Here is a 23,791-nt window from a genome sequence, read left to right as displayed (position 1 = left end):
TGAGCGACGGCTGTCTCACGACGGCCAGACGCCCGTCCCGAATCCCCTGGGAGCAGCAGTGCTGAAAGGTTTCAAGGACTTTCTGATGCGCGGCAACGTCGTCGACCTCGCGGTCGCCGTCGTGATCGGCGCCGCGTTCACCGCGATCGTCACGGCGTTCACCAACGGCCTGATCAAGCCGTTGATCAACGCGCTCGGCGGCTCGGACGCGGCGAAAGGCCTCGGCTTCAACGTCCTGCACGGCAACGACTCGACGTTCATGGACTTCGGCGGCGTGATCAACGCGGCGATCAACTTCGTGATCGTCGCCGCGATCGTCTACTTCCTGATCGTCCTGCCAATGAAGCACGTCCAGGAGCGGCGCAAGCGCGGCGAGGAGAAGGGCCCGGCCGAGCCGACGGACGTCGAGCTGCTCACCGAAATCCGCGACTTGCTGCGCGCGCAGCAGGGCAACGGCTCCTCCAGCAGCGGCAACTGAGGGGTCAGCGATCGTGATGCGGGGGCCGGTTCTCGAGGTACCACGAATCCGGAGTGGTCTCCGGGCCCCGGCCCCGCTCATCGGACGTGGTCTCCGGCAGCACGTCGCCGAAGATCTCGTCGACCCGGCGGCGGCGCTGGGCCTCGGTCACGCGGGGACGTCGTTCTTCGTGCGGCATGGGTCCATCGTCCCACCTGTTGTTTGACAAGTGCAGAGAGATACCCGGCCGGGCTCAGACCTCTTCGAGGCCGGAGAGCTCGTCGATCACGTGCGGGACCAGCGAGGAAAGGGTCGCCATGCCGTCGCGCACAGCCGCGCGCGAACCGGCCAGGTTGACCACCAGCGTGCTGCCCGAGACGCCGGCCAGGCCGCGGGAGATCCCGGCGTCGACCGCGCCCGCTGCCAGTCCCGAGGCGCGCAGGGCTTCGCCGATGCCCGGGATCGGGCGGTCGAGAACGCCGGAGGTGGCGTCCGGTGTGCGGTCGCGCGGCGACACTCCGGTGCCGCCGACCGTGATCACCAGGTCCGCACCGCCGATCACCGCCGTGTTGAGCGCGTTGCGGATGCCCGCGGTCTCGGCCTCGACCACGACGACGCCGTCGACGATGAACCCGGCCTCCTCGAGCAGCTCGGTGACGAGCGGCCCGGAGGTGTCCTCGTGCTCCCCGTGCGCGACCCGGTCGTCCACAATCACCACGAGTGCCCGGCCCAGCCGCTGTGCGCTCCGTTCCATGCCGACACCGTATCCGGTTCCGGGCCCCCTTCGCCGCCGCGGGCCCGGTGATTTCTGACGATTCGGTGACGTGGTCCGCGCAGGCCGCGCGCGCCGCAGGGCAGGCGGCCTAACGTCGGCGAGGTGCGAGTGCTCCTCACCGGCGGCGCCGGGTTCATCGGGTCCCGGATCGCCGACCAGCTGGCCGACGACGGCGACGAGGTCGTCGTGCTGGACAACCTGCTGTCCACCGCGCACGGCTCCACCACGCCACCCGAATACACCCGGCGGCACCGCTTCCTGCGCGGTGACGTCACCGACACCGAGATCGTCGCCGAACTGCTCGACGGCGTCGACGCGGTCTGCCACCAGGCCGCAGTGGTCGGGCACGGAGTGGATCCCTCCGACGCGCCCTCGTACGCGCTGAACAACGACTACGGCACCGCTGTGCTGCTGGCCGCGATGCACGCGGCGAAGGTGCGCAAACTCGTGCTCGCCTCGTCGATGGTGGTCTACGGCGAGGGCCGTTACGCGTGTGCGGAGCACGGCGTCGTCCCACCGTCGCCTCGTCGGCAGTCCGATGTGGACGCCGGACGATTCGAACCCACCTGCCCGCACTGCGGTGCCGAGTTGGGCTGGCAACTCGTGCCCGAAAACGCGCCGCTGCTGCCTCGAAGCACGTACGCGGCAACCAAACTGGCGCAAGAACACCTCGCGGGCGCATGGGCACGGCAGACCGGCGGCACGGTCTGGGCGTTGCGCTACCACAACGTCTACGGCCCGCGGATGCCGCAGAACACGCCGTACGCCGGGGTGGCGTCCCTGTTCCGTTCGGCGCTGGAACGCGGCGAGGCGCCGACCGTGCTGGAGGACGGACGGCAGCAGCGGGATTTCGTGCACGTGGACGACGTGGCCCGAGCGAACGTCCTCGCGCTCCGGAGCGACGGTCCGGAGGCAGACCTCACGCCGCTGAACATCTGTTCCGGACAGCCGCACAGTGTCGGCGACCTGGCCCGGGAGCTGGCCCGCGCCTGCGGCGGGCCGGAGCCGCGGATAGTCGGCGGCGCGCGGCCGGCTGATGTCCGGCACGTGGTCGCTGACCCGGCCCGAGCACGGGAGCTGCTCGGATTCCGGGCGGAAACGTCCTTCGCGGACGGCATCGCCGCGTTCGCCACCGCGGAGCTCCGCGCACCCGTCACCCGATGAGGTGAAGATCACTTTCCGGAATGAATCGGCCGTACCGGATCTTGATGTTGGGCATGCGTTCCATCGTGGTGGGGGACATCGAAATCCACGCACTGACCGACGGACGGCTGCAGCTGCCGTCGTCGTTCTTTCCGGGACTCCTGGGCAAGCGCTCGGCACCGAGCACCGTGCCCGTGGTCCTTGGCGCATTCCTGATCCGGACGAGCGGCCGCACCGTGCTGGTCGACGCTGGTTTCGGTCCGCGTCCGACCGGTGAGCCGCACCTGCCGCAGCACTCCAAAGAGCAACTGCACCCGGTCGTCAGCGCCGCCGAAACCGAGCACACCGGAAGCTTGCCCGAGGCGCTCGCCGAAGCCGGGGTGGCCCGCGAAGACATCGACACCGTGGTGCTGACTCATCTGCACGCCGACCACATCGGCTGGGTCGCGCCGAACGGCGAGCCGTACTTCCCGAACGCCGAAGTGCGGTACGGCGCGCCCGACTGGGCGGCGTTCGTCGAACCGGCGGGTCGGCACGACCGCGGCCGGGTAGCGCTGGAAGCCCTTCGCGCCCAGGGCAAACTGCGTCCGATGCTGGACGGCGAAACGGTCGCTCCAGGCGTCACCGTTCGGCATGCTCCCGGGCACACGCCGGGGCATCACGTGCTGGAAGTCGCGGATCAGGACCGTCGCGCCGTCCTGATCGGTGACGTGTTCCAGATTCCGGAGCAGATGGCCGATCCGACGATCGGTGCCGCGTCCGACGTCGATCCGGGGCAGGCGGAGCTGACCCGTCGTCGCTGGCTGGGCGAGGTGGCCGGCACCGGGACCATCGTCGCGGCGGCGCATTTCCCGGACGAGCCGTTCTTCCGGATCGCGGCCGACCGCACCGTGGAGCCGATCTCGGCCGTCGCCGCACCCTGACCGTCCACAATAGACAGTTCAGGACGCCGCCAACGGCAACCGCACCTCGAAGCGGCATCCTGGGCCGTGGTTCTGCACGCCGATCCGTCCTCGGTGTGCCTCCACCAGGCCCTTCGCGATCGCCAGGCCCAGTCCGCCGCCGCTGGTGGTGCCGCTGCGGTCGGGGGTGCGGGCTTGCGTGCCGCGGAAGGCGACGTCGAAGACCCGGCTGATCTCGTCGTCCGGAATTCCGCCGCAGCCGTCGTCTACGGCCAGCAGCGCCTGGTCGCCGTCGATGCCGAGCTGCACGGCGACCGTGCCGTCCGGCGGAGTGTGCCGGATGGCGTTGGACACGAGGTTCCGCACGATCCGCGCCAGCTCCGGATCGCTGCCGGACACCACCGGCCACGCCGACGCGTTTTCCAGCACCCGCACGCGTTTGCGGTCCGCCACCGGCGCCTGCGCGGCGACCGCGTCGCTCACCACGTCGCGCAGCGGGACCGCCGACATGCTCAGTTCTAGTGCTCCGGCGGTGATCCGGGACAGCTCGAACAAGTCGCCGACCATGCCGGACAGCCGGGTGGTCTCGCCGCTGATGCGCTGGGCGTAGTCGGCCACCTCAGCGCGCTCCGAGACCACGCCGTCGGCCAGTGCTTCCGCCATCGCCTGGATCCCGGCCAGCGGACTGCGAAGGTCGTGGCTGATCCACGCGACCAGTTCGCGACGCGACTTCTCCGCCGCGCGTTCGCGTTCTCGCGCCTCGCGTTCCCACACGCTGCGCCGCGCGATGACCCGGCCCAGCACCATCGCCGCTGGCACCGCGACTAGTGCCACGAGCAGGCACACGAGCAGTTCGGTGGTCAGGGCCTCGGTGAACATAAAACCGCTCACGCCGAGGATCCCGACCAGCATCGCGGCGATCGGCGTCAGCACGAGCGTGGTCATCGTGGTGGCCAGCGATCGGTGCCGCAGCAGGTAAAGCGCGAGCCCGCCCAACGCCGCCACGGGCAAGGCGAACAGCAAGGCGAGCGGAAGAATGTGCAGGATGTGGACGAACATGTCCCACGCTGACTCGCCCGAGCCGATCATGACTGTGTCCGGTCGTAGCGGTAGCCGACGCCCCACACTGTCGCGACGCGGATCGGTTTCGCCGGGTCACGCTCGATCTTCTCGCGCAGCCGCCGCACGTGGACGGTCACCGTGGACTGGTCGCCGAAGTCCCAGCCCCACACCTTCTCCAGCAGGTCAGCCCGGCTGAACGCGACGCCGGGGTGGGAGAGGAAGAACGCGAGGAGGTCGAACTCGCGTGTAGTCAGCGGCAGCACCGCGCCGTCGAGAGTCGCTTGGCGGGCGGTCATCTGGAGCCGGAGGTTGCCGTCCACCAGCTCAGCGGTGGGCGGCTCAGGCCGTGGCATCCGGGCCCGGCGCAGCACGGATGCCACGCGCAGCGTGAGTTCCTTGGGGCTGAACGGTTTGGTGACGTAGTCGTCGGCCCCCAGCTGCAGCCCGGCGATGCGGTTTTCCTCCTCGCCCAACGCGGTGAGCATGACGATCGGCACCTGGCTCGTCTGCCGCAGCCGCCGGCACACCTCCAGGCCGTTGAGGCCGGGCATCATCACGTCGAGCACCACCAGGTCCGGCACGCGCTCGGCGAATTGGGCGAGCGCCGCCGTGCCGTCGCCGGCCAGGTCGACGGTGAAACCGGCGGTTTCGAGGTAACGGCGGACGACGTCGCGCACCGTCTCGTCGTCGTCGACCACGAGCACGCGACCCGCTTGGTCTTCCATGCCTCACCTCACCAGTTCGTCAGCAGCAGGTGGTTGACTGCGAGCGCGACCACCGCCTGTCCGGCCAGCCACCAGCGGCGGTGGCACGCCGGAAGCAGCGCCGTGGCCGGGATCAGCCACGCGCCGAACGGTAGCCAGATCCGTTCTACCTCAGCCTTCGACAGGCCGGACGAATCGGCGAACACGATCGTGAGCACGGCCGCGATCACGATCAGCAGCACCGGATCGCGCAGGAGCGTCTTGCGAGACGGCAAGAAGACCGCCGAAGCCACTCCCCGGCGGGCAGCCGCGACCACTGCTGGCCCGCACGCGACCGCCACCGCGGCCAGGTCGGCCCACACCCAGTAGGAATACGGCCGCACTACCGCGACGCCCTGGTAGTAGCGCTCGACCACGAGGTGGTAGCCGTCGAACCACCAGAATCCGGCCAGGGCGAACACGGCGATCACTGCCAACGCGCCGAGGACAGCGGCTGCCGCGGCCCGCCATTGTCGGCCGAGCAACGCGACGGCCAGCGCGACCAAGCCGAGCAGGACGAGGCCGTAGGAGAGGAAGATGCCGAATCCGATGAGAATCCCGGCGGCCAATCCGGTGAGCCAGGCGTAACCACGGCGCTCACGGAAGCCCACCGACGCGAGGGCGATCAGTGCGATGCCGGTGGCGGTCACGCCAGCGAAGAGACCGTCAGCGGACACTCCCAGCCAGCTAGCACCTGGGCTGAGCACGGCGAACGGCAGCGCCGCGCGGGCTGCGTCGGGACGGCCGAGCAAGGCGATCGTCGCTGGTACCGCGACGGCGACCAGCGCGGCCACCAGCACCACGGCGGTCGACGCCCACGCACCGCCGTGGAGACCGAGCCGGTCGAGCCAGACGAAGACGAGCGTCGCGCCGGGCGGGTGTCCGGACACGTGGGTGGTCCACGAGTTCGGCTGGAAATCGAGGATGCGCGAGGAGAATTCGCGGAGGAAGCGCGGGATGTCCGTGATGCCGGGGACTTCGTGCAGGTACTCCTGCGGAGTGGTCAGCCGGCCGGTGAAGCCGCGGGTCCAGCCGTCCACCAAGGCGAGCGAGAAGATCCAGGCGAGGGACGCCAGGTAGCCAGCAGCCAGGGCGCGTCGCCATCGCAGCCGGGCGGCCAAGGCCGGGCCGTACAGGACGACGCCGGCGGCGATCAGGACGGCGAACACCGAGCCGGGACCGACGTGCGGCAGCCAATACGCGAACAGCGGCGGCGCGAACGCGTAGATCACCACGCCCGAGCCTGGCCGGTTGTAGTACACGCCAACGGCAGTCGCGGCGGCGATCACCACGAGGGTGACGCCGACCGTCACGAGATCACCGCGGAACCGGGGACGGACGGGAACCGGGGGCGGCGGCTCGGCGAGCCGGGCAGCCTTCGTCGACTCGCTCATCGCCGGTCACGATAACCCCGTCGGCGGTCGTTCGGCAGGTTTCCCGCGGATCCGTGAGAAGTCGGTAAGATCTTGACCGACGTCAGGATTTGGTAAGCACAGCAAGGGTTCTGCACTGTCCTTTCCAGACTTACCGTACGCCTCGTGAACGAATTCGGAGTGGACGTCGTCCTCCCCTGTCTCGACGAGGCGGCCGCACTGCCCGGCGTGCTCGCCGGCCTCCCGCCGGGGTATCGCGCGATCCTCGTGGACAACGGATCGAGCGACGGTTCTCCCGGCGTCGCGGCCGCGCACGGCGCGAAGGTCGTCGACGAGCCGCGGCGCGGTTACGGGGCCGCCGTCCACACCGGGCTGGAGAACGCGACCGCTGACATCGTCTGTTTCGCGGATGCGGACGGATCGCTCGATCTGGCCGAACTGCCTCGCCTGGTCGCCGCGGTCGCGGATGGCGCTGACCTCGCGGTCGGACGGCGGGTGCCGGTGTCCCGGGCGGCTTGGCCGTGGCACGCAAGAGCAGGCAATGCCGTCCTCTCACTGCTCTTGCGGTCTCGCGGGCTGCCAGTGCGAGACATCGCGCCGCTGCGGGCGGTGCGTCGCCGGGAGTTGCTGGCTCTCGGCGTTGCCGACCGGGCGTTCGGCTATCCGCTTGAGCTGCTGGTGAAGGCTCAGCGTGCGGGCTGGGTGGTCCAGGAATTCGACGTCGCTTACCGGGAACGGGCGCGGGGCACGAAATCGAAGGTGTCCGGTTCGGTGCGTGGCACGTTGCGTGCGGTGCGGGACTTCGGGCGGGTGTTGGTCCGATGAAGTTCTGCCTGCTTGTGGTCGCGAAAGCCCCGGTGCCGGGGTTCGCGAAGACTCGGTTGTGCCCGCCCGCGACCGCCGAACAGGCAGCGGAGATCGCCGCGGCTGCGCTGCTCGACACGTTGGACGCCGCGTTCGCCACGGACGGCGCGATCACCGTGGTGGCGATGACGGGCGACCTCGCGGCAGCGGCGCGGGGTGCCGAGATCGGTCGCGCATTGCGCAAGGCGACTGTGATTGCGCAGCGGGGCTGGGATTTCGGTACCCGGCTGGCCAACGCGCACTCCGACACCGCTGCGGTGCATGCCGGTTTGCCCGTGCTGCAGATCGGCATGGACACGCCGCAGGTCTCTCCCGCGTTGTTCGCGGCGGCGATCGAGCCGGTCGTCACCGGAGCCAGCCGCGCGGTGCTGGGCGACGCTGAAGACGGCGGTTGGTGGGGGCTTGGGCTCGCTGATCCGCGGCAGGCGCAAGTGCTCGCCGGAGTTCCGATGTCGCGTCCGGATACCGGGTTTCGCACCCGATCGGCGTTGGCGGATGCGGGGCTCCGGGCAGGCGAGCTGCCGACATTGTCCGATGTGGACACCATGGCGGACGCGGTGCGAGTGGCCGCGATCCGGCCCGGCGGCAGGTTCGCGGCCGCGGTCGACGCGGTGGGAGCGATGGCATGAAACTCGTGACCGGCCGGGAATTCGACCGCGGGCTTCTTGGCTATCGCTGCTGGCTGGAGTTGGCGAACGGTGGCCGCATCGAGCTTCCGGTCGGTCGTTGGGCGGACGGTTGCGACGCGGGCGACGCCGTCCTGCTCGACGCGTGCGAGGGTCCGACGCTCGACGTCGGCTGCGGACCTGGCCGTCTTACTGCCGCGTTGACGCGCCGAGGCGTGGTGACCCTTGGTGTGGACAGCTCGCCGGTTGCCGTGCGGCTGACTCGACGCCGTGGGGCGAGTGCGTTGCAGCGCAACGTTTTCGCTCGCTTGCCTGGCGAGGGACGATGGAATCACGTGTTGCTGGCCGACGGCAACATCGGGATCGGTGGCGATCCCGATGCGCTGCTGCGGCGAGTACGCGAGTTGCTCAAGCCCGACGGTGACGTGCTCGTCGAGTTGGAGGAGCCCGGCCACGGCGTACGCCGGGATCACGTCCGGCTGCGGCCGGATCCCGCGGACGGCCGGTGGTTCACGTGGGCATGGGTCGGCGTCGACGCCATCGCGGAAATCGCGGTACGGACTGGGTTCCGGGTTGTGTGGACGACCAGTCGCGGGCACCGCTGGTTCGCGAAGCTGGCACGCGCGTGAAACGCGGACGGCTAGCGGCCGCGTGGCGCGGACTCGATGCTCGGGTCACCGCGGCACAAGCCAAGATCGGCGAACGAGCCCGTGCCGTCGATCGCCGGGTCCCGAAGGCGGAGCAGTTCAAGGGCGGCGCGCACAGCGAGCGCGTAACGGCCCGGGTCGGCAGCCTGCTCGGGCTCGCGTTCCTGATCTGCTTCGTCACCGGGCTGTTGAGCCATTTGATCCAGCATCCGCCCGAGTGGTTCTTCTGGCCCAGCCGGCCCGTCTGGCTGTATCGGGTGACGCAGGGCGCGCACGTGCTGTCCGGGATCGCGGCGATTCCGTTGCTGCTGGCCAAACTGTGGAGCGTCTACCCGAAGCTGTTCGAGCGGCCACTAGTGCGTTCGGTGCCGCACGCGGTGGAGCGCCTGTCGATCCTTGCCCTCTCCGGGGCGGCGTTCTTCGAGCTGAGTTCGGGATTGCTGAACGTCGCGCAGAACTACCCGTGGAACTTCTACTTTCCGCAGGTGCACTACGCGGTGGCCTGGGTGGCGATCGGGTCGATCCTCGTGCACGTCGCGGTGAAGCTCCCGGTGATCCGGCGGGCGCTGACCCGGGAGAGTGCGCCGGTCGAGCCGTCTGGCCCGGGGTTGTCGCGCCGAGGATTCCTGACCACCACTGGGATCGCGACCGGAGTCGCGGTGTTGGCCACTGCGGGAGCGACGGTTCCCGCCCTGCGGAACGTGTCCGGGTTGTCGTGGCGCTCGGACAAAGGTTCGCAGAAGTTGCCGGTCAACCGCACGGCTGTGGCGGCTCAGGTGACGCGCGCCGCGCAGGATCCCGGGTGGCGGCTGTCCGTGGTGACGCCAGCGGGAACGCGGCAGTTCACGCTGGCCGAGTTGCGGGCGTTGCCGCAGACCACTGTGGACTTGCCGATCGCGTGCGTCGAGGGATGGAGCCAGATGGCGACGTGGCGCGGCATCTCGTTCCCGGACCTGTTGCGTGCGGCCGGCAGTTCGCCGGGGGTCGACGTGCGTGTGTCGTCGCTGGAGAAGACCGGGCTGTACGGCGTCAGCGTGCTGCCTGGCGAGCACACGGCCGACCCGCTCACGTTGCTGGCGCTGGAACTCAACGGCGAGGTGCTGAACCTCGACCACGGCTATCCGTGCCGCGTGATCGCGCCCAGCCGGCCGGGCGTGCTGCAGACGAAGTGGGTCGCGAAGCTGGAGGTGCAGTGAAGACCGCGCGGATTGTGCTGGCGTTGCCCGGATTAGCGGCGCTGGCGTACGGGGTTGTGCTGTTCCTCGACTACGCGGCACCGGCGTGGCCGGACAGCTTCACGACATTGCTGTGGCTCGGCGGTGGCCCGATCGTCAACGACGCGGTGTTCGCCCCGGTCGCGGGCGTGGTTGGCCTGCTGCTGGCGCGAATCCTGCCGAAGCCGTGGCGGGGGCCAGTGCAGGTTGGCGCGGCGCTGACGGCGGTGCTGGGCTTCGTGGCGTTCCCGCTGCTGTGGCGCACGTATGGCGTGCCGCCGAAACCTGGGCTGCACGACGGCAACGCGTGGCTGGGGCTGGTGGCGACGCTCGCGGTGGTGTGGGGTGCTGTCCTGGCGGCGGTGGTCGTCCGGATTGTCCGGGTCCGGTATCGCGCGGCACGGAAAATTCGGGCCCGCGAACTTAGTTGACCTGGGTTTTCTTCCGGTACCGGAATTTTCCCGCAGATTCGGCGTTTGGGACTTCAAGCGCGTGGGCACCTCACCGCACGCGGAGAGGCTCTCCGTGCCGAGTCGGAGGCGGCACGGAGAGCCTCTCCGTGTTTTCGTGCGCGAGCCGGTTTTCCGGCGCTGGTCAGTAAAACGGCCACGCGCGACCGGCTCGGATGCTCCGGTCGCGCGCGGCCTGCAAAGGTTCGGCCCCAAGCGCGGATAGGGGGTCGAGCCGTGGCTGGTCTCGGCCGCGCCACGGCGGCCGAGCGATTCTAGTTGGCCGGTACCGCCTGCCCGCCCAAAGTGACCTGCACCGTGCGCCCGCCGGCGAGGGTGAAGGTCGTCTGGTCGTTCGGGGCGCGTGTGCGGATCGCGGCGACGAGTGTGTTGGCGCTGTCGATGACGCGGTCGTCGATCTTGGTCACCACGTCACCGGACTTCAGGCCGGCCTTCTCCGCCGGGCTGCCCGGCGTGATGTCGCCGAGCTGGGCGCCGCCCTGGGGCGCGTCGGTGACCTTCGCGCCGATGAACGTCTGGGTCGCGTGCCCGGTCTTGATGATGTCCTGCGCGGTGCGGCGTGCCTGGTCGATCGGGATGGCGAAGCCGATGCCGACGTTGCCGCCCTCGCCGCCGCTGCCCTGGCCGCGGCCCGAGTTCGGGCTGTAGATGGCCGAGTTGATGCCGATGACCTGGCCGCTCATGTTCGACAGCGGGCCGCCCGAGTTGCCGGGGTTGATCGCGGCGTCGGTCTGGATCGCGTCCATCACCGTGGTCTGGTCGGTCTCGTCGCCGCCCGCCTGCACCGGGCGGTGCAGCGAGCTGACGATGCCCGAGGTGACCGTGCCGGTCAGCTCGTACGGCGAGCCGATGGCGACGACCTGCTGCCCGACCCGCAGGTCGTCGGACCGGCCCAGCTCGACCGGAGTCAGGTTGCCGACGCCGGACACCTTGACCACGGCGATGTCCGTGGTCGGGTCCCGGCCGACGACCTTCGCCGCGGCCTTCTTGCCGTCCTGGAACACGGCCTGGATCTGGCCGCCGTTCGCGGCGACCTGGACGACGTGGTTGTTGGTGAGGATGTAGCCGTCGCTGCTGAGCACGAAGCCGGAGCCCTCGCCCGCCGCGGTCCGGCCGGACACCTGCAGCTCGACGACGCTCGGCGACAGCTTCTGCGCCACCGATTCGACCGAGCCCGCGGGCACGTTGCCGGTCTGCTGCGCGGGTTTCGGCGCGTCGAGCGCGCTCACCGACGAACCGGATCCGCCGGTGAGGTAGCCGACGGTCCCGCCCGCCACGCCGCCGATCACGAGCGAGATGGCGGCGACGCTCGCGAGGAGCTTGCCCGCCGAACCCTTCTTCTCGCGCTGCGCGGGGACGCCGTACACCGCGGTTCCCGGTGCGCCGTAAGGGTTGGCCGGGGATCCGGCGGGCGGAGTCTGCGTCCCGCCGGGGTACTGGCTGCCGTACGGCTGACCCGCCGCGGGCTGCTGCTGAGCGCCGGGGAACTGCCCGCTCTGGGGCGCGCCGGCGGGCGACGCCGCCGCGCCTTGGGCCGACCACGGGTTCGGCATGCCTCCAGTCGGAGCAGCGCCGGTTCCGTACGCCGTGCCGCCGGCCGCGGCGGCACCGTACTGACCCGCAGGCGCTCCGTACGCGCCGGAAGCGTCACCGCTCGCCGTACCTGGGCCGGACGTCCCCGCCGAGCCCTCAGCGGCCGAACCGTACGCGGCAGTCGTGCCGGTCGCGCCGGGAACTTGCTGACCCGCGTCGCCGCCCGCCGGATCGGCTGACGGGGATTGGCTCGCTGGCTGAGCGGGGGTCTGCTGCCAAGCCGCCTGGCCTTCGGCGCCCGGCTGGGCACCCGGGTCCTGGCGACCCGCCGCGGAGTCGGGCGCGTGGGGGTCGTTCTCGGTCATGTCTTCACCTAAGCGGCTGGGCCTGAGAGGTTCCTGAGTCGAACCTGTGTTTCGTAGATGAGTATGCCGCGAGTTCCGGTCAGCCTGCCGCGCGAAGCCGTTCCGCGATCTGTTCCGGCGTGGCGTCGTTGATCCAGACCGCCATGCCCGACTCGGATCCGGCCAGGTACTTCAGCTTGTCCTTGGCCCGCAGCACGGAGAACAGCTCCAAATGGAGCCACGACAGTTCCCGGTCCCGCCGCACCGGCGCCTGGTGCCAGCCCGCGATGTAAGGCAGCGGCCGGTCGTACAGCGCGTCGCAGCGGCGCAGCACGTCCAGGTACACGCGGGAAAAGTCGTCGCGCTCGGCGTCGGTGAGCGCGGGGAGGTCCGGCACCTGCCGGTGCGGCACGATCTGGATGTGCACCGGCCACCGCGCGGCCGGCGGCACGAAAGCCGTCCAGTGCTCGCCCGTGGCGATCACGCGCTCGCCGGATTTCTGTTCCGCCGCCAGCACGTCGCCGAGCACCGACCCGCCGTGTTCGCGCGCGACCGCCAGCATCCGCTCGGTCTTCGGCGTGACGAACGGATAGCCGTAGATCTGGCCGTGCGGATGCGAGAGCGTGACGCCGATTTCCTCGCCGCGGTTCTCGAAGGGGAAGACCTGCTCGACGCCGGGCGTCCGCGCGAGCGCGGCCGTGCGGTCAGCCCAGGCGTCCACCACGAGGCGCACCTGTTCCGGAGTCAACCGGGAGAACGCGCCGTCGTGGTCGCTGGTGAAGCACACGACCTCGCAGCGGCCGAGGCCCGGCGCGGTCGGCACCAGACCCAAGCCGTCCACAGTGGACGGATCGCCGGTCGCCTGCTGCGAGAACGACGGGAACCGGTTCTCGAACACGACGACGTCGTAGTCGGCCTCGGGGATCTCGCTCGGCTTGCCCGGCCGGGTCGGGCAGAGCGGGCAGAGGTCGGCGGGCGGCTTGTACGTGCGCGTCTGGCGATGTGCCGCCATCGCGACCCATTCGCCGGTCAGCGGGTCACGGCGGATCTCCGAGGCCGCCGCGACGGGCGGCAGGTCGCGGGTGTCCGCGGCGAGCCGCTCGTGGGCGTCGGTGTGGTCGAAATAGATGATCTCCCGGCCGTCGGCCAGGTGCGCCACAGTGCGTTTCACGCTTCTTCTGCCTCGAGGTTCTCCGCCGTTTCGGCGATCATGAGTTCTCCGACCCGCTCCGCGAGGTCTTCCCGCGCGCGGTCGTCCAGGCCGTCGTCGGTCACCACGACCTGCGCTTCTTCCAGGTCCGCGATCGTGGAAATGCCGACCGTGCCCCACTTCGTGTGGTCGGCGAGCACCACCAGCCGCCGTCCGGCCTCCACCAGCGCGCGGTCGGTCTCGCTTTCGGTGAGGTTCGGGGTGGTGAACCCGGGCCCCACCGCCATCCCGTGCACGCCGAGGAACACCAGGTCGAGGTGCAGCGTCCGCAGGCTCTGCACGGCTACCGGGCCGACCAGCGCGTCCGACGGGGTGCGCACCCCGCCGGTCAGGACCACCGTGCGGTCCGGCTGGGCGGCACTGCGCAGCACGTCGGCGACCTGGATCGAGTTGGTGACGATGGTGAGGCCCTCGACGCCGTCGAGCGCGTGCGCGAGCGTCCAGGTGGTCGTGCCCGCGGACAGGCCGATCGCGGTGCCCGGTTTGACGAGGGTGGCGGCCAGTTCGGCGATGGCTTCCTTCTGCGCGCGCTGACGCACCGACTTCGCCTCGAACCCGGGTTCGTCGGTGCTCTTGCCGACCAGCGACGTCGCGCCGCCGTAGACCTTCTCGACCAGGCCGCGGCCCGCGAGCACGTCAAGATCCCGGCGGACCGTCATATCGGAGACGCCCAGCCTCGCGACGAGGTCACTGACCCGGACCGCACCGGTCCGGCGTGCTTCCTCGAGGATCACCGCCTGTCGCTGCCGCGCGAGCACCGCCACTCCCCAAGCACACCATCAACTACACAAAATCCTACACGATTCAACATCAGGTGTGCGCGACATGCAGATCGAGCGTCCCCCTGCCGGGCGACCGCCAAGCGTGGCGGACAAGTCAGGCGACCGGCGCCCCTGGTAACCGGATCGTGAGCAGAGCCCCGCCTTCCGGTGCTCGGTTGGCGTAAACCGTGCCGCCGTGCCGTTCGGCCGCGTGCTGCACGATCGCCAGGCCCAGGCCGGATCCGGGCAGGGTGCGCGCCTCCGACGAGCGGTAGAAACGGTCGAATACCTTGGGCAGGTCTTCCTCGGCGATGCCGGGTCCGGAGTCCGCGACCTCGACCACGGCGGTGCCGTCGCCGAGCGGACGCAGCGTGACCCGTACGCGCGAACCCTGCGGCGAGAACTTCACCGCGTTGTCCAGCAGGTTCAGCACCGCCCGCTCGAGCGAGCTGTTGTCGCCGGTGAGCACCCACGGCTGCAGCGCGACCTCGAACTCGATCTCGCCCGCTCGGCGGCGCGCCCGGTCGAGCGCGCGCTCGACGACGTCCATCAGGTCGACGCGCTCGGCTTGCTCGCGCGGCTCGTCCTGCCGCGCCAGCTCCACGAGGTCGCCGATGAGCTGGGTGAGCTCGTCGAGCTGGCCGCGGATGTCAGCCTCGATGTCGGTGCGGTCCTCGTCCGGCAGCGACGGCGCGCCCGGACGGCTGGCCGACAGCAGCAATTCCAGGTTGGTGCGCATGGAAGTGAGCGGCGTGCGCAGCTCGTGCCCGGCGTCGGCGACCAGCTGCCGCTGCCGTCCCTGCGAGTCCGCGACCGTGCCGAGCATGATGTTGAAACTGTGCGTGAGCCGGGCGAGTTCGTCGTCGCCGCTCACCGGGATCGGACGCAAGTCGCCGGTCGCGGCCACCCGCTCGGCAGCCGACGTCAGCCGGTCGACCGGGCGCAACCCAGCGCGCGCGACCGCCGTGCCCGCGCCCGCGGCCACCACGATCCCGGCGCCGCCGACCAGGAACAGCACCACGGACAGCTGGTTCAGCGCGCGCATCGTCGGAGCCATCGACTGCGCCAGCACGATCGCCTGGCCGTGCCCGAGCGGCACCGCGACCACCCGCATGCCAGTGGTCGCGTCGGTGCGCAGCGACTGCGACAGCAGGCCAGTCGCGACGCGCATCTCGGCCGGGCCCACCGGCGGCCGGGTGCCCGGCTGCGGATAGATGAGGTCGCCGGTGACGCCGTTGAGCTGGCCGATCTGCAGGTCCGCGCTGGCCAGCAGCGCACCCGGCACCTCGCGCAGCTGGTCGGTCGGCACCTGCGGCGAGTTCGCCGCGGCTTGTGCGCGGGCGAGCAGGTTGTCGTCGAGCTGGCTCAGGAGGTTGTTGCGCACCACCAGGTACGCGCACAGGGAAACGAGCGCCACCGCACCCGCCACGCACGCGGCGGCCAGCAGCGTGACGCGGCCGCGCAGCGAGAACCGGCGGGTGCTCCACCGGGTGCCCCGCGGATCGGGGACCTCCCCCGCCGGCGCGGCCTGCTCGCCCGCCGGGTGGTCGGTCACGGCGGCGTCTCGCGCAGGACGTACCCCACTCCACGGACCGTGTGGATCAGCCTCGGTTCGTTGTCCGCTTCCGTCTTGCGGCGCAAATAGCCGACGTAGACCTCCAGCGCGTTGCCCGACGTCGGGAAGTCGTAACCCCATACTTCCTCCAGGATCCTTCCGCGGGTCAGCACGTGCTTGGGGTACGAGAGGAACAGCTCGAGCAGCGCGAACTCGGTGCGGGTGAGACTGATCTCGCGGCCGCCGCGGCGGACCTCGCGAGTGCCGGGGTCCAGCGTGAGGTCGGCGAACGACAGCACCTCCGACGTCTCGCCCTGCTGCCCGTCCGGCACGGCGCGGCGCAGCAGGGCGCGCAACCGGGCGAGCAGTTCCTCCAAGGCGAACGGCTTGGGCAGGTAGTCGTCGGCGCCGGCGTCGAGGCCGGAGACCCGGTCGGAGACGGTGTCGCGCGCGGTCAGGACGAGGATCGGCAGGTCATCGCCGGTGCTGCGGAGCCGGCGGGCCACTTCGAGCCCGTCGAGGCGCGGCATCATGACGTCGAGAACCATCGCGTCCGGACGGTTGGCGAGGATCGTCTCCAACGCCTGCGCACCATCGCTCGCGAGCTCCACGGTGTAGCCGTTGAACTCCAAAGACCGCCTGAGCGATTCACGGACGGCACGGTCGTCGTCCACTACGAGGATGCGCATGGCGCCAGTCTTACGCAGAGTGCTGAGACCCGCCTAAGAACACACGCAGAACACACAAAGAGCATTCCCGGACGAGCTGTGGACAGAAGGCATATTCGTACTGGCCGCACCGGGCGTCGCGGACGCGGAAGTCACAACGAACGCTCTTCCGGCGGCCGCGCGACCGGAGCGTTCCAGTGTCGCCAGAGCGTGAGCACGCGGATCGCGACCACGACCACCGCGGAGCCGGTCGTGACCGCACCGGCCGGGAGGCTCAGTGCGTGCCCCGCCCAGACGCAGACCGCGCCGGTCAGCGCGGCCATCGCGTAGATCTCCTTGCGCAGCACGAGCGGGATCTCCCGCAGCAGCAGATCGCGGAGCGCGCCGCCGCCGATGCCGCTGGTCATGCCGATCAGGCAGGCGGCGTACCCGGTCGCGCCCGCGTTGAGCGCGAGCGTCGTCCCCGCCGTGGCGAACACGCCGAGCCCGACCGCGTCCGCGAGCAGCACCGCGTGCCGCAGGCGGGCGACCTGCGGATGGAAGGCGAACACGATCAGGGCCGTCGCCGCGCACACGGCCAGGTACGGCCAGTTGCGCAGGGACGTCGGCGGATGGATGCCCAGCAGCACGTCGCGGATGATGCCGCCGCCGAGCGCCGTGGTCAGCCCGACCACGACGACGCCGAACACGTCCAGCCGCGCCCGGACCGCGGCCAGCGCCCCGGACGCCGCGAACGCCACCAGCCCGAGGAACTCGAGCGCGGTCAGCAGCATGTGCTGGTTCTACTGGTCGAGGAGCCCGCCGCGGTAGGCCAGGAGCGCGGCCTGCACCCGGTTGGCCGCGCCGATCTTCGACAGGACGGCCGACACGTACCCCTTCACCGTCGCCTCGGAGAGGTGCAGCCGCCCGCCGATCTCGGCGTTCGACAGCCCCTGCCCGATGAGCGCGACGACCTCGCGTTCGCGTTCGGACAGCGAGGCCAGGAGCTTGCGCGCCGGCTGCGCGGCCCGCTGCTCGTCGCGGTGGCTCTGCACCATGCGCACGGCCACGCCCGGGTCGAGGACGGCCCCGCCCTTGGCCAGGTCGCGCACGGCCCGCAGCAACGCCGCCGGGTCGATGTCCTTCAGCAGGAAGCCGTTCGCGCCGAGCCGCAGCGCGAGGCTGACGTACTCGTCGATGTCGAACGTGGTGAGCATGGCGACGGTCGGCGGATCGGGCAGCGCGAGAATGGCCCGAAGCGCGCGAATGCCGTCGTCAGGGGCGCGCATCTTGATGTCGAGCAGCGCGACGTCGGGGTGATAGCGACGGGCGACCTCGACCGCCGATCTGCCGTCGCTTGCCTCGCCCACGATCTCGATGTCCGACGCCCCGGACATCATGGCGCGCAGCCCCGACCGAACTAGTTCCTCGTCGTCGGCGAACATGAGCTTGATCAACGAAGCCCTCCGGCAAACCGTGGGTTGGAGGCGGCTCCCCGCACCCGTTACGGAAGATTACCTACTGTTGTTCACGGTTTCGAAACCAGACACGACCAGGTGACTCGACTGGTCCACCGGAGCGGCCGAGAGCAGGTGTTGACCTCGTTGCAGGTCACCCACTTGAGTGAGTTCATCGGGTGGGCACCGCCGAGTTGCGTAACCGATCCAGAAGAAGCGGATGTTCATCGGCCACACACCGGTGGCCGGTCCATGGCGGTCGAGATGTCGGCTGTCGAGGCGGCGGATTGCCTGGTTCGCGCCCTCAGACCACCCGACCGCCGGAAGGCCGTGCGCCGATTGCGGAGAGTGCTGTCGTGGCGAAGGAAATTGCGCCCAGCGTGACGAGCACGACCAGCGGTAGCGTCCTTTTGCGGAGGCGGACCGGTTCCCGCCAGTGCCCGTCGCCGCGGTTGCCCGGCCAGAGGGAGCTCGCATGCGCCGTCCGCGCCAGATCCTTACGTGCTCGACGGTTCTGGCACTGCTGACAGGCTGTTCCGGCACGCAACCGCAGCCCAGCGAAACAGTGGCTCAACCTGTTCCAGCGACTGGCCCGCTTCCCGAGAGCCCGTCGTTCACCGACCCGCGGCCCGCCGGGCCCGTGATGGCGTTTCCGCCCGCGTTGCTCATTCTTGGCGCGGTCGCGCTCGTGCTCGGCGCAGTCGGACTTTTCCTTGTGCTCACCAGAAACGGGACCTCTCGCACGGTCGGCACCGTGCTGCTCGGCGGCTGTGGCGGGATCATTTTCGCCGTAACCGTCGTACTGATCGTCCCGAGCTGATCAAGAAGCATGGGCTGAGGAAAAACGTTTGCCCGCAGGCCATCGAGCTCGCTATTACTGGTCATGACGAGCATCCGGGAAGGCCATCCGACGGACGAACGCAAGACCCATGAGATCCGGGTGGGCATCTACGCGACCGAGGATCAGGCTCGGGACCTGGTCGAGCAGATCAAGCTCCTGCTGTGCCCCGAACCCGAGCACAGCTCGCCCTGTCCGGTTCCCTGGGCGATCGGGTTGCTGTCCGAGGACGAGTTCCCGGCTGATCTCAGTTATCCGGAACTCGAACAGCAGTACCTGATCGAGCGCGGCGGCCAGTAGGCCTCAACGATGCCGTCAGGTTATCGCCGGATAGCGAGCCAGTCTTGGACGTCAGCGGCGAGAGGCGGCAAAACTTGAGGCATGGTCACACCAACTATTCGCCTCCCCGGTTCCGATACTCGTCGAGCAGCAGCTTCGTAGTCAACTCGATGTGGTCCCGCAGCGCTTCGACAGTGCTCGGGACGTCTCGTTCGATCGCCCGTTCGCAGATCAGCCGATGTTCCGCGGCGACATCCCGGTGGTTGTCCTCGCTCGACGTGCGGGCCCAGCATCGGTAAACCTCGGCGGATTCGCGCAGCTGCGTCGCCACCGCGCGCAGGTGTTGATTGGGGCAGCCCTCCAGCAGGACCTGGTGAAATCGGGCGTGTGCGGCCAGCCATCGGTCGTTGATCGCGTCTGACTCGTCGGCGAACGTCGTGCGGGCGAGATTGTGGTGCGCCGCGAGCAGGTCAGATTCCCATTCGATGCTGCCGTGCTCAAGGGATTCGCGGACCACGTGCGTCTCGACGACCACGCGCGCTTCGGTGAGGTCTTGCAGGGTCTCTGGGGAGACATCGATGACTCGGAAGCCTTGCTGCGGAGCGAAAGTAGCGAGCCCCTGGCCGACGAGGCGGGGAAGTGCTTCGCGCAGGACGCCGCTGCTGGCGTCGTAGTCGCCTTTGAGCGCTTCCACCCGCAGCCGCGACCCGGGCTCATGCCGGCCGTTGAGGATGTCGGCGCGAAGACGCAGGTAGACGTCTTCGACGCGGGTCGTGCTGCGAACGCCAGTCATGTCGCAGATCGTACCTGGTTACGCACTAACGCCAGAATCTCGAGATTTAGTTGACTTATCGAGATTCTCAGGTGTTCACTGGCCGGGAAGCAGCGGAAGGACGCGGAGAAATGAAGACGACGACACGGGCGGGCCGGATGTGCCTGGTGCTCGACGACAAGGTGATCGACGTCGAGGGCGCGAGCGGCGGGCGGTTTCCGGCCGATCCGCTCGCGGTTTTCGAGCGCTGGACCGAGTTCGCGGAGTGGGGGCGAGCGACGACCGGCGGACCGGCGGCGCCCGAGGGCCAAGCCGGGAGCCCTTCGCCGAGGCCGCGGCAGGTCTTCGCGATCGGGTTGAATTACCGGGAGCACGCGCAGGAAGCGGGGCTGGCGCTGCCGGAGTCACCCGCCACTTTCACGAAGTTCGCCACTTCCCTCACCGGGCCGGACACCCAGCTGAGGCTGCCCAGCGAGTTCGTCGATTGGGAGGCGGAGCTCGTGGTCGCGATCGGCCGTCGGGCCGAGAAGACCGCAGTCGAGGATGCCTGGCTGCACGTGGCGGGATTGACTGTGGGACAAGACTTTTCCGAACGGGTCGTGCAGGCCGCGGGGCCCGTCCCGCAGTTTTCGCTCGGCAAGTCGTTCCCGGGGTTCGCTCCGACCGGGCCGGTGCTGGTGACGGCCGACGAACTAGCCGACCCCGACGATCTCGCGATCGAATGCCTCGTCAATGGCGAGAGCGTCCAGAAGGCGCGCACATCGTCGATGGTCTTCTCGGTCGCCGAGCTGATCGCCCGGCTGTCGGCAGTTTGTCCGCTGCTGCCGGGGGATCTGATCTTCACCGGCACGCCTTCGGGCGTCGGGCATTCGCGGTCTCCGCAGCGCTACCTGCAGCCGGGCGACGAAGTGGTCACGCGGATCGAGGGCATCGGACAACTCCGGCAGATCTGCGTCGCCGGGTGAAAGGGGCAATTCCATGGCACTGCACAGATTGAAGTCGCTGACCGTCGGCGTACCGGACGTCGCTGGAACCGCTGGCTACTACGACGACTTCGGGCTTACACAGCTCGCCCCGGGCCGGTTCGCCACGGTCGAGGGTGGTGAACAGTTCGTCCTTCAGCACTCGCGAGTTCGCCGTTTGCTGGGAATGACCGTCGCGGTCGATAACGCTGACGATCTCGGTCGTATCGCGGCGAACCTCGATCGGCTGGGCATTCCGGTGCAGCGCGAGGCGGAAACCTTGCGCGCCAGGGAGCCGATCGCGGACATCGCGGTCGAAGCGGTCGTCGCGCCTCGGTTGGTACGCGCGGCCGTGCCTGCGACGCCGTACAACGGGCCTGGTCGGCTGGACCGCGCCAACACCCGGGCGCCCGTGCTGTCCCGGACCGAACCGGTCCGGCCGCTCGCGTTGGGGCACGTGGTGATCGGGACGGTCGAGCAGGAATCGACTCAGCGGTTCTTCACCGACGGCATCGGGTTCAAGGTCAGCGACGTGGTCCCGGGTCGCGCCGCGTTCCTGCGGTGTTCCACTGATCACCACAACCTGCTGGTACAACAGGCTCCGCTCAACTTCCTGCATCACACGTCGTGGCAGTTGTCCGATGTGGACGATGTCGGGCGCGGAGCGATGAGCATGCTCGCCGAGCATCCGGAACGCCACGTCTGGGGACTGGGCCGCCACTACATCGGGTCGAACTTCTTCTGGTATCTCAAGGATCCCGCCGGAAACTTCGCCGAGTACTACTCCGACATGGACGCCATCGTCGACGATCAGCTCTGGACGCCGCGGTCGTTCGAGGGCATCCAGTCGCTCTACGAATGGGGTCCGCCGCCTCCGCCGTCGTTCATCAATCCGGAAGACCTCGCGGCGCACATGACCGGCGCGCACGCGGAAGGCAGTTGAGCAAACCGCCGAGGGAAAGGCAAAGACCTTGCGCTATATCGCCATGGAGGAAGCGTTCGCGCTTCCCGAAATGCAGGCCGGTTACCCAGTGCCCAAGACGGAAACCGCCGCGCGGTGGGTTGCGGACTGGGGAAAACGGCTGTGCGATTACACGACTTACCGGCTGCCGGAAATGGACCGGCATGGAATTGACGTCCAGGTGCTTTCCCTTACCGCACCCGGAATTCAGGGGCTGACCGACGCTGGCCAGGCAGTCAAAGACGCCCGGATCGCCAATGATCATCTAGCCGAGGTGATCGCCGAGCACCCGGATCGGTTCCGCGGACTGGCCGCGTTGCCGCTCCAGGATCCCGAGGCAGCGGTGGCGGAACTCCATCGCGCCGTCGGCATGCTCGGGCTGAATGGCGCGCTCGTCAACGACCACACCAACGGCAGCTACCTCGATGACCCGCGCTACGAACCGGTGTGGACGGCGCTCGAGGAGTTGCGGGTGCCGCTTTACCTGCACCCGGGCGCTCCCCCGGCCGAGCCGTGGCAGGTGCTCGAAGGGCGACCCGAACTGAGGGGTCCATTGTGGAGCTGGGCGGCGGAGACAAGCGGGCACGCGCTCCGGCTGATTTTCGGCGGCGTCTTCGATCGGCATCCGGGCGCCACGCTCATTCTCGGCCACCTCGGCGAGTTCCTGCCGTTTCAGCTCGCGCGGCTTGATTCCCGCTACGATCGGCAGGAACACCGGACCCTTGAACGGAAACCGTCGGAATACTTCGGCGACAACATCCTGATCACCACCAGCGGCGTGTGTTCCCCGGCCGCGCTCGCCGGGGCGATCCTGGCCGTCGGCGCGGACGCGATCCTGTTCGCCGTCGACTATCCCTTCGAGGACACCGCCGAGGCAGTCCAGTTCCTCGAACAAGCGCCGATCAGCAACCGCGATCGGGAGAAAATCAGCCACGGCAACGCCGAACGGGTGCTGCGCTTGCCGACGGCAGAGGCAAGCACGTGAGGACGATGCCGTGGCAGGCCATCGCGATCGGGCTGGCCGTCATGACGTTGGAAGGGTACGACCTCGTCGCTTTCGGCGCGACGACGCCGTTGTTGCTCCGGCACCAGCCGTGGCACCTTTCCCTTCCCGAACTGGGCACGTTGGGCAGTCTCACGCCGGTGGGCATGCTCTTCGGCGCACTGCTGGTCGGTCCGCTCACCGACCGATACGGACGCCGCCGGACGACCTTGGTCAGCATCGCGGTCGTCTCGCTCGGCATGTTCGCCTGCGCGTGCGCGCCCAATCCGGAACTTTTCGGCGCCAGCAGACTCGTCGTCGGATTGGGCGTCGGCGCGGTTTATCCCGCGATGGGCCCGCTGATCTTCGAACTCGCGCCGCCGAAACGGAAGAACATCAGTTCGGCGATCGTCCAATGTGGAGTCACGGTCGGCGGATCGCTGGCCGCCGCCGTGGCCGCGGCTTTCCTGCAGGGAGACAACTTCCGGCCGGAGTATCTCGTCGGCGGTGCGGTCGGGCTGCTGTTGCTGCCGATGACTTACCGCTGGCTGCCCGAATCACCGGTCTATCGGCGAGAGCCAACGGGAGCCGGCGGCTTGCGGGTCGTGCTGCGGTCGCCGTACACGGGAACGACCGTGCTGTTCTGCGTGATGGTGATCTGTTCCTTCTTGCTCATCTTCGGGATCAACACCTGGCTGCCGCAATTGATGCAGGCTGCGCGATATCCGCTGGATTCGTCGCTGATGTTCCTTACCCTGCTCAATGTCGGCGCGACTGTCGGCGGCCTCGCGATCGCGGCGCTCGCCGACCGGACGGGGTCGCGAATCCCCATTATCGCTTGTTTCGTCGTCGCCGCGGGTGCCATGGCTGCCTTGAGCGTCCGGTCGCCGTTGATCGTGCTTTCCATAATCGTGCTGATTGGCGGCGCGGGCGCGTTCGGCGTGCAGGGATTGATCAACGTGTACATCGCCCATACTTATCCGGCGCACGCCAGGGCCAGCGCTATTGGGGTCGCGCTGGGAATCGGCCGGATCGGCGCGATCGCCGGGCCGGTGCTCGGCGGCTGGATCCTTGCCGCCGGGTTCGCTCCACAGTGGAATTTCCTGCTTTTCGCGGTACCGGCGATCTTCGGGGCGCTTCTCACCGTTGCCCTGGGCAGCTTCCGGCGCACACCCACGTCGCAGCCGATCGAAGAACCGGCTTGAGCGGAGGAA

The 23,791-nt window shown here is 69.3% G+C and carries 27 protein-coding genes; 14 read left to right on the top strand and 13 right to left on the bottom strand.

Features of this window, described 5'->3' with window-relative positions:
* Nucleotides 1-58 precede the first annotated feature (58 nt).
* A complete protein-coding gene (gene mscL / locus ACFORO_RS26505) occupies nucleotides 59-478 on the top strand; it encodes a large-conductance mechanosensitive channel protein MscL (protein WP_354742886.1) in 420 nt (139 codons plus the stop codon).
* Between the two features lie 4 nt (nucleotides 479-482).
* On the opposite strand, the gene ACFORO_RS26500 is transcribed toward mscL, so the two are convergent.
* Nucleotides 483-656, bottom strand: a complete 174-nt coding sequence (locus ACFORO_RS26500; RefSeq protein WP_167493483.1) for a hypothetical protein — start codon at nucleotides 654-656, stop codon at nucleotides 483-485.
* Nucleotides 657-710: 54 nt separating this feature from the next.
* Complete coding sequence (locus ACFORO_RS26495) at nucleotides 711-1,211, bottom strand: MogA/MoaB family molybdenum cofactor biosynthesis protein (protein WP_354742888.1); 501 nt, start codon at nucleotides 1,209-1,211, stop codon at nucleotides 711-713.
* A 123-nt stretch (nucleotides 1,212-1,334) separates the two neighbouring features.
* On the opposite strand from ACFORO_RS26495, the gene ACFORO_RS26490 reads away from it, so the two are divergent.
* A complete protein-coding gene (locus ACFORO_RS26490; RefSeq protein ID WP_377869144.1) occupies nucleotides 1,335-2,396 on the top strand; it encodes an NAD-dependent epimerase/dehydratase family protein in 1,062 nt (353 codons plus the stop codon).
* Nucleotides 2,397-2,449: 53 nt separating this feature from the next.
* On the top strand, nucleotides 2,450-3,298 hold the full coding sequence (locus ACFORO_RS26485; protein ID WP_377869143.1) for an MBL fold metallo-hydrolase: 849 nt from the start codon (nucleotides 2,450-2,452) through the stop codon (nucleotides 3,296-3,298).
* An 18-nt stretch (nucleotides 3,299-3,316) separates the two neighbouring features.
* Here ACFORO_RS26485 and ACFORO_RS26480 read toward each other — a convergent pair whose 3' ends face one another.
* From ACFORO_RS26480 to ACFORO_RS26470, 3 genes are read right to left on the bottom strand one after another with little or no spacing between them, the layout of a single operon-like run.
* Nucleotides 3,317-4,366: a sensor histidine kinase gene (locus ACFORO_RS26480; RefSeq protein WP_377869142.1), complete on the bottom strand. Its 1,050-nt coding sequence runs from the start codon at nucleotides 4,364-4,366 to the stop codon at nucleotides 3,317-3,319.
* Nucleotides 4,363-5,064: a response regulator transcription factor gene (locus ACFORO_RS26475; protein ID WP_377869141.1), complete on the bottom strand. Its 702-nt coding sequence runs from the start codon at nucleotides 5,062-5,064 to the stop codon at nucleotides 4,363-4,365. The genes ACFORO_RS26480 and ACFORO_RS26475 overlap by 4 nt, the downstream gene beginning before the upstream one ends.
* An 8-nt stretch (nucleotides 5,065-5,072) precedes the next feature.
* On the bottom strand, nucleotides 5,073-6,476 hold the full coding sequence (locus ACFORO_RS26470) for a hypothetical protein (protein ID WP_377869139.1): 1,404 nt from the start codon (nucleotides 6,474-6,476) through the stop codon (nucleotides 5,073-5,075).
* A gap of 159 nt (nucleotides 6,477-6,635) precedes the next feature.
* On the opposite strand from ACFORO_RS26470, the gene ACFORO_RS26465 reads away from it, so the two are divergent.
* The 5 genes from ACFORO_RS26465 to ACFORO_RS26445 all read left to right on the top strand — a co-directional run bounded on the left by ACFORO_RS26465 (nucleotide 6,636) and on the right by ACFORO_RS26445 (nucleotide 10,237).
* Nucleotides 6,636-7,280, top strand: coding sequence for a glycosyltransferase family 2 protein (locus ACFORO_RS26465; protein WP_377869301.1), 645 nt, complete (start codon nucleotides 6,636-6,638; stop codon nucleotides 7,278-7,280).
* Nucleotides 7,277-7,948, top strand: a complete 672-nt coding sequence (locus tag ACFORO_RS26460) for a TIGR04282 family arsenosugar biosynthesis glycosyltransferase (RefSeq protein ID WP_377869138.1) — start codon at nucleotides 7,277-7,279, stop codon at nucleotides 7,946-7,948. The genes ACFORO_RS26465 and ACFORO_RS26460 overlap by 4 nt, the downstream gene beginning before the upstream one ends.
* Entirely contained in the window at nucleotides 7,945-8,574 is a 630-nt protein-coding gene (locus ACFORO_RS26455; RefSeq protein ID WP_377869137.1) for a methyltransferase domain-containing protein, read from the top strand. The genes ACFORO_RS26460 and ACFORO_RS26455 overlap by 4 nt, the downstream gene beginning before the upstream one ends.
* A 65-nt stretch (nucleotides 8,575-8,639) precedes the next feature.
* Nucleotides 8,640-9,788, top strand: coding sequence for a molybdopterin-dependent oxidoreductase (locus ACFORO_RS26450; protein ID WP_377869300.1), 1,149 nt, complete (start codon nucleotides 8,640-8,642; stop codon nucleotides 9,786-9,788).
* Nucleotides 9,785-10,237 (top strand): hypothetical protein, encoded by a 453-nt coding sequence (locus ACFORO_RS26445; RefSeq protein ID WP_377869136.1) that lies wholly within the window; start codon nucleotides 9,785-9,787, stop codon nucleotides 10,235-10,237. The genes ACFORO_RS26450 and ACFORO_RS26445 overlap by 4 nt, the downstream gene beginning before the upstream one ends.
* A gap of 293 nt (nucleotides 10,238-10,530) precedes the next feature.
* On the opposite strand, the gene ACFORO_RS26440 is transcribed toward ACFORO_RS26445, so the two are convergent.
* The 7 genes from ACFORO_RS26440 to ACFORO_RS26410 form a co-directional block, all read right to left on the bottom strand.
* Nucleotides 10,531-12,174, bottom strand: coding sequence for a trypsin-like peptidase domain-containing protein (locus ACFORO_RS26440; RefSeq protein ID WP_377869135.1), 1,644 nt, complete (start codon nucleotides 12,172-12,174; stop codon nucleotides 10,531-10,533).
* 79 nt (nucleotides 12,175-12,253) lie between these two features.
* On the bottom strand, nucleotides 12,254-13,324 hold the full coding sequence (gene galT, locus ACFORO_RS26435; protein WP_377869134.1) for a galactose-1-phosphate uridylyltransferase: 1,071 nt from the start codon (nucleotides 13,322-13,324) through the stop codon (nucleotides 12,254-12,256).
* A complete protein-coding gene (locus ACFORO_RS26430) occupies nucleotides 13,321-14,121 on the bottom strand; it encodes a DeoR/GlpR family DNA-binding transcription regulator (RefSeq protein WP_354743004.1) in 801 nt (266 codons plus the stop codon). The genes galT and ACFORO_RS26430 overlap by 4 nt, the downstream gene beginning before the upstream one ends.
* 118 nt (nucleotides 14,122-14,239) lie before the next feature.
* Nucleotides 14,240-15,679 (bottom strand): sensor histidine kinase, encoded by a 1,440-nt coding sequence (locus ACFORO_RS26425; RefSeq protein WP_354742909.1) that lies wholly within the window; start codon nucleotides 15,677-15,679, stop codon nucleotides 14,240-14,242.
* Complete coding sequence (locus tag ACFORO_RS26420; protein WP_354742911.1) at nucleotides 15,676-16,368, bottom strand: response regulator transcription factor; 693 nt, start codon at nucleotides 16,366-16,368, stop codon at nucleotides 15,676-15,678. The genes ACFORO_RS26425 and ACFORO_RS26420 overlap by 4 nt, the downstream gene beginning before the upstream one ends.
* Nucleotides 16,369-16,499: 131 nt before the next feature.
* On the bottom strand, nucleotides 16,500-17,120 hold the full coding sequence (locus ACFORO_RS26415) for a trimeric intracellular cation channel family protein (protein ID WP_354742913.1): 621 nt from the start codon (nucleotides 17,118-17,120) through the stop codon (nucleotides 16,500-16,502).
* Nucleotides 17,121-17,129: 9 nt separating this feature from the next.
* Entirely contained in the window at nucleotides 17,130-17,783 is a 654-nt protein-coding gene (locus ACFORO_RS26410; protein WP_009083595.1) for a response regulator, read from the bottom strand.
* 475 nt (nucleotides 17,784-18,258) lie between these two features.
* On the opposite strand from ACFORO_RS26410, the gene ACFORO_RS26405 reads away from it, so the two are divergent.
* Together ACFORO_RS26405 and ACFORO_RS26400 are read left to right on the top strand one after the other, a co-directional pair.
* A complete protein-coding gene (locus tag ACFORO_RS26405) occupies nucleotides 18,259-18,603 on the top strand; it encodes a hypothetical protein (RefSeq protein WP_377869133.1) in 345 nt (114 codons plus the stop codon).
* Nucleotides 18,604-18,666: 63 nt separating this feature from the next.
* Entirely contained in the window at nucleotides 18,667-18,921 is a 255-nt protein-coding gene (locus ACFORO_RS26400; RefSeq protein WP_377869132.1) for a hypothetical protein, read from the top strand.
* A gap of 94 nt (nucleotides 18,922-19,015) precedes the next feature.
* Here the strand turns inward: ACFORO_RS26400 and ACFORO_RS26395 are convergent, their stop codons facing one another.
* Nucleotides 19,016-19,693, bottom strand: coding sequence for a GntR family transcriptional regulator (locus tag ACFORO_RS26395; protein ID WP_377869131.1), 678 nt, complete (start codon nucleotides 19,691-19,693; stop codon nucleotides 19,016-19,018).
* A gap of 110 nt (nucleotides 19,694-19,803) precedes the next feature.
* Between ACFORO_RS26395 and ACFORO_RS26390 the strand changes: the two genes are divergently transcribed.
* The 4 genes from ACFORO_RS26390 to ACFORO_RS26375 are packed head-to-tail and all read left to right on the top strand — an operon-like array spanning nucleotide 19,804 to nucleotide 23,782.
* Nucleotides 19,804-20,637, top strand: coding sequence for a fumarylacetoacetate hydrolase family protein (locus ACFORO_RS26390; RefSeq protein WP_377869130.1), 834 nt, complete (start codon nucleotides 19,804-19,806; stop codon nucleotides 20,635-20,637).
* Nucleotides 20,638-20,650: 13 nt separating this feature from the next.
* Nucleotides 20,651-21,577 carry a VOC family protein gene (locus ACFORO_RS26385; protein ID WP_377869129.1) on the top strand — a complete coding sequence of 309 codons (927 nt, stop codon included), beginning with the start codon at nucleotides 20,651-20,653 and terminating at the stop codon, nucleotides 21,575-21,577.
* 43 nt (nucleotides 21,578-21,620) lie between these two features.
* Nucleotides 21,621-22,580, top strand: coding sequence for an amidohydrolase family protein (locus tag ACFORO_RS26380; RefSeq protein WP_377869128.1), 960 nt, complete (start codon nucleotides 21,621-21,623; stop codon nucleotides 22,578-22,580).
* Between the two features lie 5 nt (nucleotides 22,581-22,585).
* A complete protein-coding gene (locus tag ACFORO_RS26375; protein WP_377869127.1) occupies nucleotides 22,586-23,782 on the top strand; it encodes an MFS transporter in 1,197 nt (398 codons plus the stop codon).
* Nucleotides 23,783-23,791: the final 9 nt, after the last annotated feature.

It is taken from the genome of Amycolatopsis halotolerans (genome assembly GCF_042647905.1).
Taxonomy (GTDB): domain Bacteria; phylum Actinomycetota; class Actinomycetes; order Mycobacteriales; family Pseudonocardiaceae; genus Amycolatopsis; species Amycolatopsis halotolerans.
Note: the sequence above shows the minus strand (reverse complement) of the source record. Positions and strands in the feature narration are given on the sequence as shown.

Bases quoted from the DNA above. Each gene is read 5' to 3' on its own strand.
- ACFORO_RS26500 (WP_167493483.1), bottom strand. From the start codon at position 656: ATGCCGCACGAAGAACGACGTCCCCGCGTGACCGAGGCCCAGCGCCGC.
- ACFORO_RS26495 (WP_354742888.1), bottom strand. From the start codon at position 1,211: ATGGAACGGAGCGCACAGCGGCTGGGCCGGGCACTCGTGGTGATTGTG.
- ACFORO_RS26485 (WP_377869143.1), top strand. From the start codon at position 2,450: ATGCGTTCCATCGTGGTGGGGGACATCGAAATCCACGCACTGACCGAC.
- ACFORO_RS26480 (WP_377869142.1), bottom strand. From the start codon at position 4,366: ATGATCGGCTCGGGCGAGTCAGCGTGGGACATGTTCGTCCACATCCTG.
- ACFORO_RS26475 (WP_377869141.1), bottom strand. From the start codon at position 5,064: ATGGAAGACCAAGCGGGTCGCGTGCTCGTGGTCGACGACGACGAGACG.
- ACFORO_RS26470 (WP_377869139.1), bottom strand. From the start codon at position 6,476: ATGAGCGAGTCGACGAAGGCTGCCCGGCTCGCCGAGCCGCCGCCCCCG.
- ACFORO_RS26460 (WP_377869138.1), top strand. From the start codon at position 7,277: ATGAAGTTCTGCCTGCTTGTGGTCGCGAAAGCCCCGGTGCCGGGGTTC.
- ACFORO_RS26455 (WP_377869137.1), top strand. From the start codon at position 7,945: ATGAAACTCGTGACCGGCCGGGAATTCGACCGCGGGCTTCTTGGCTAT.
- ACFORO_RS26440 (WP_377869135.1), bottom strand. From the start codon at position 12,174: ATGACCGAGAACGACCCCCACGCGCCCGACTCCGCGGCGGGTCGCCAG.
- ACFORO_RS26420 (WP_354742911.1), bottom strand. From the start codon at position 16,368: ATGCGCATCCTCGTAGTGGACGACGACCGTGCCGTCCGTGAATCGCTC.
- ACFORO_RS26415 (WP_354742913.1), bottom strand. From the start codon at position 17,120: ATGCTGCTGACCGCGCTCGAGTTCCTCGGGCTGGTGGCGTTCGCGGCG.
- ACFORO_RS26405 (WP_377869133.1), top strand. From the start codon at position 18,259: ATGCGCCGTCCGCGCCAGATCCTTACGTGCTCGACGGTTCTGGCACTG.
- ACFORO_RS26400 (WP_377869132.1), top strand. From the start codon at position 18,667: ATGACGAGCATCCGGGAAGGCCATCCGACGGACGAACGCAAGACCCAT.
- ACFORO_RS26395 (WP_377869131.1), bottom strand. From the start codon at position 19,693: ATGACTGGCGTTCGCAGCACGACCCGCGTCGAAGACGTCTACCTGCGT.
- ACFORO_RS26390 (WP_377869130.1), top strand. From the start codon at position 19,804: ATGAAGACGACGACACGGGCGGGCCGGATGTGCCTGGTGCTCGACGAC.
- ACFORO_RS26385 (WP_377869129.1), top strand. From the start codon at position 20,651: ATGGCACTGCACAGATTGAAGTCGCTGACCGTCGGCGTACCGGACGTC.
- ACFORO_RS26380 (WP_377869128.1), top strand. From the start codon at position 21,621: ATGGAGGAAGCGTTCGCGCTTCCCGAAATGCAGGCCGGTTACCCAGTG.
- ACFORO_RS26375 (WP_377869127.1), top strand. From the start codon at position 22,586: ATGCCGTGGCAGGCCATCGCGATCGGGCTGGCCGTCATGACGTTGGAA.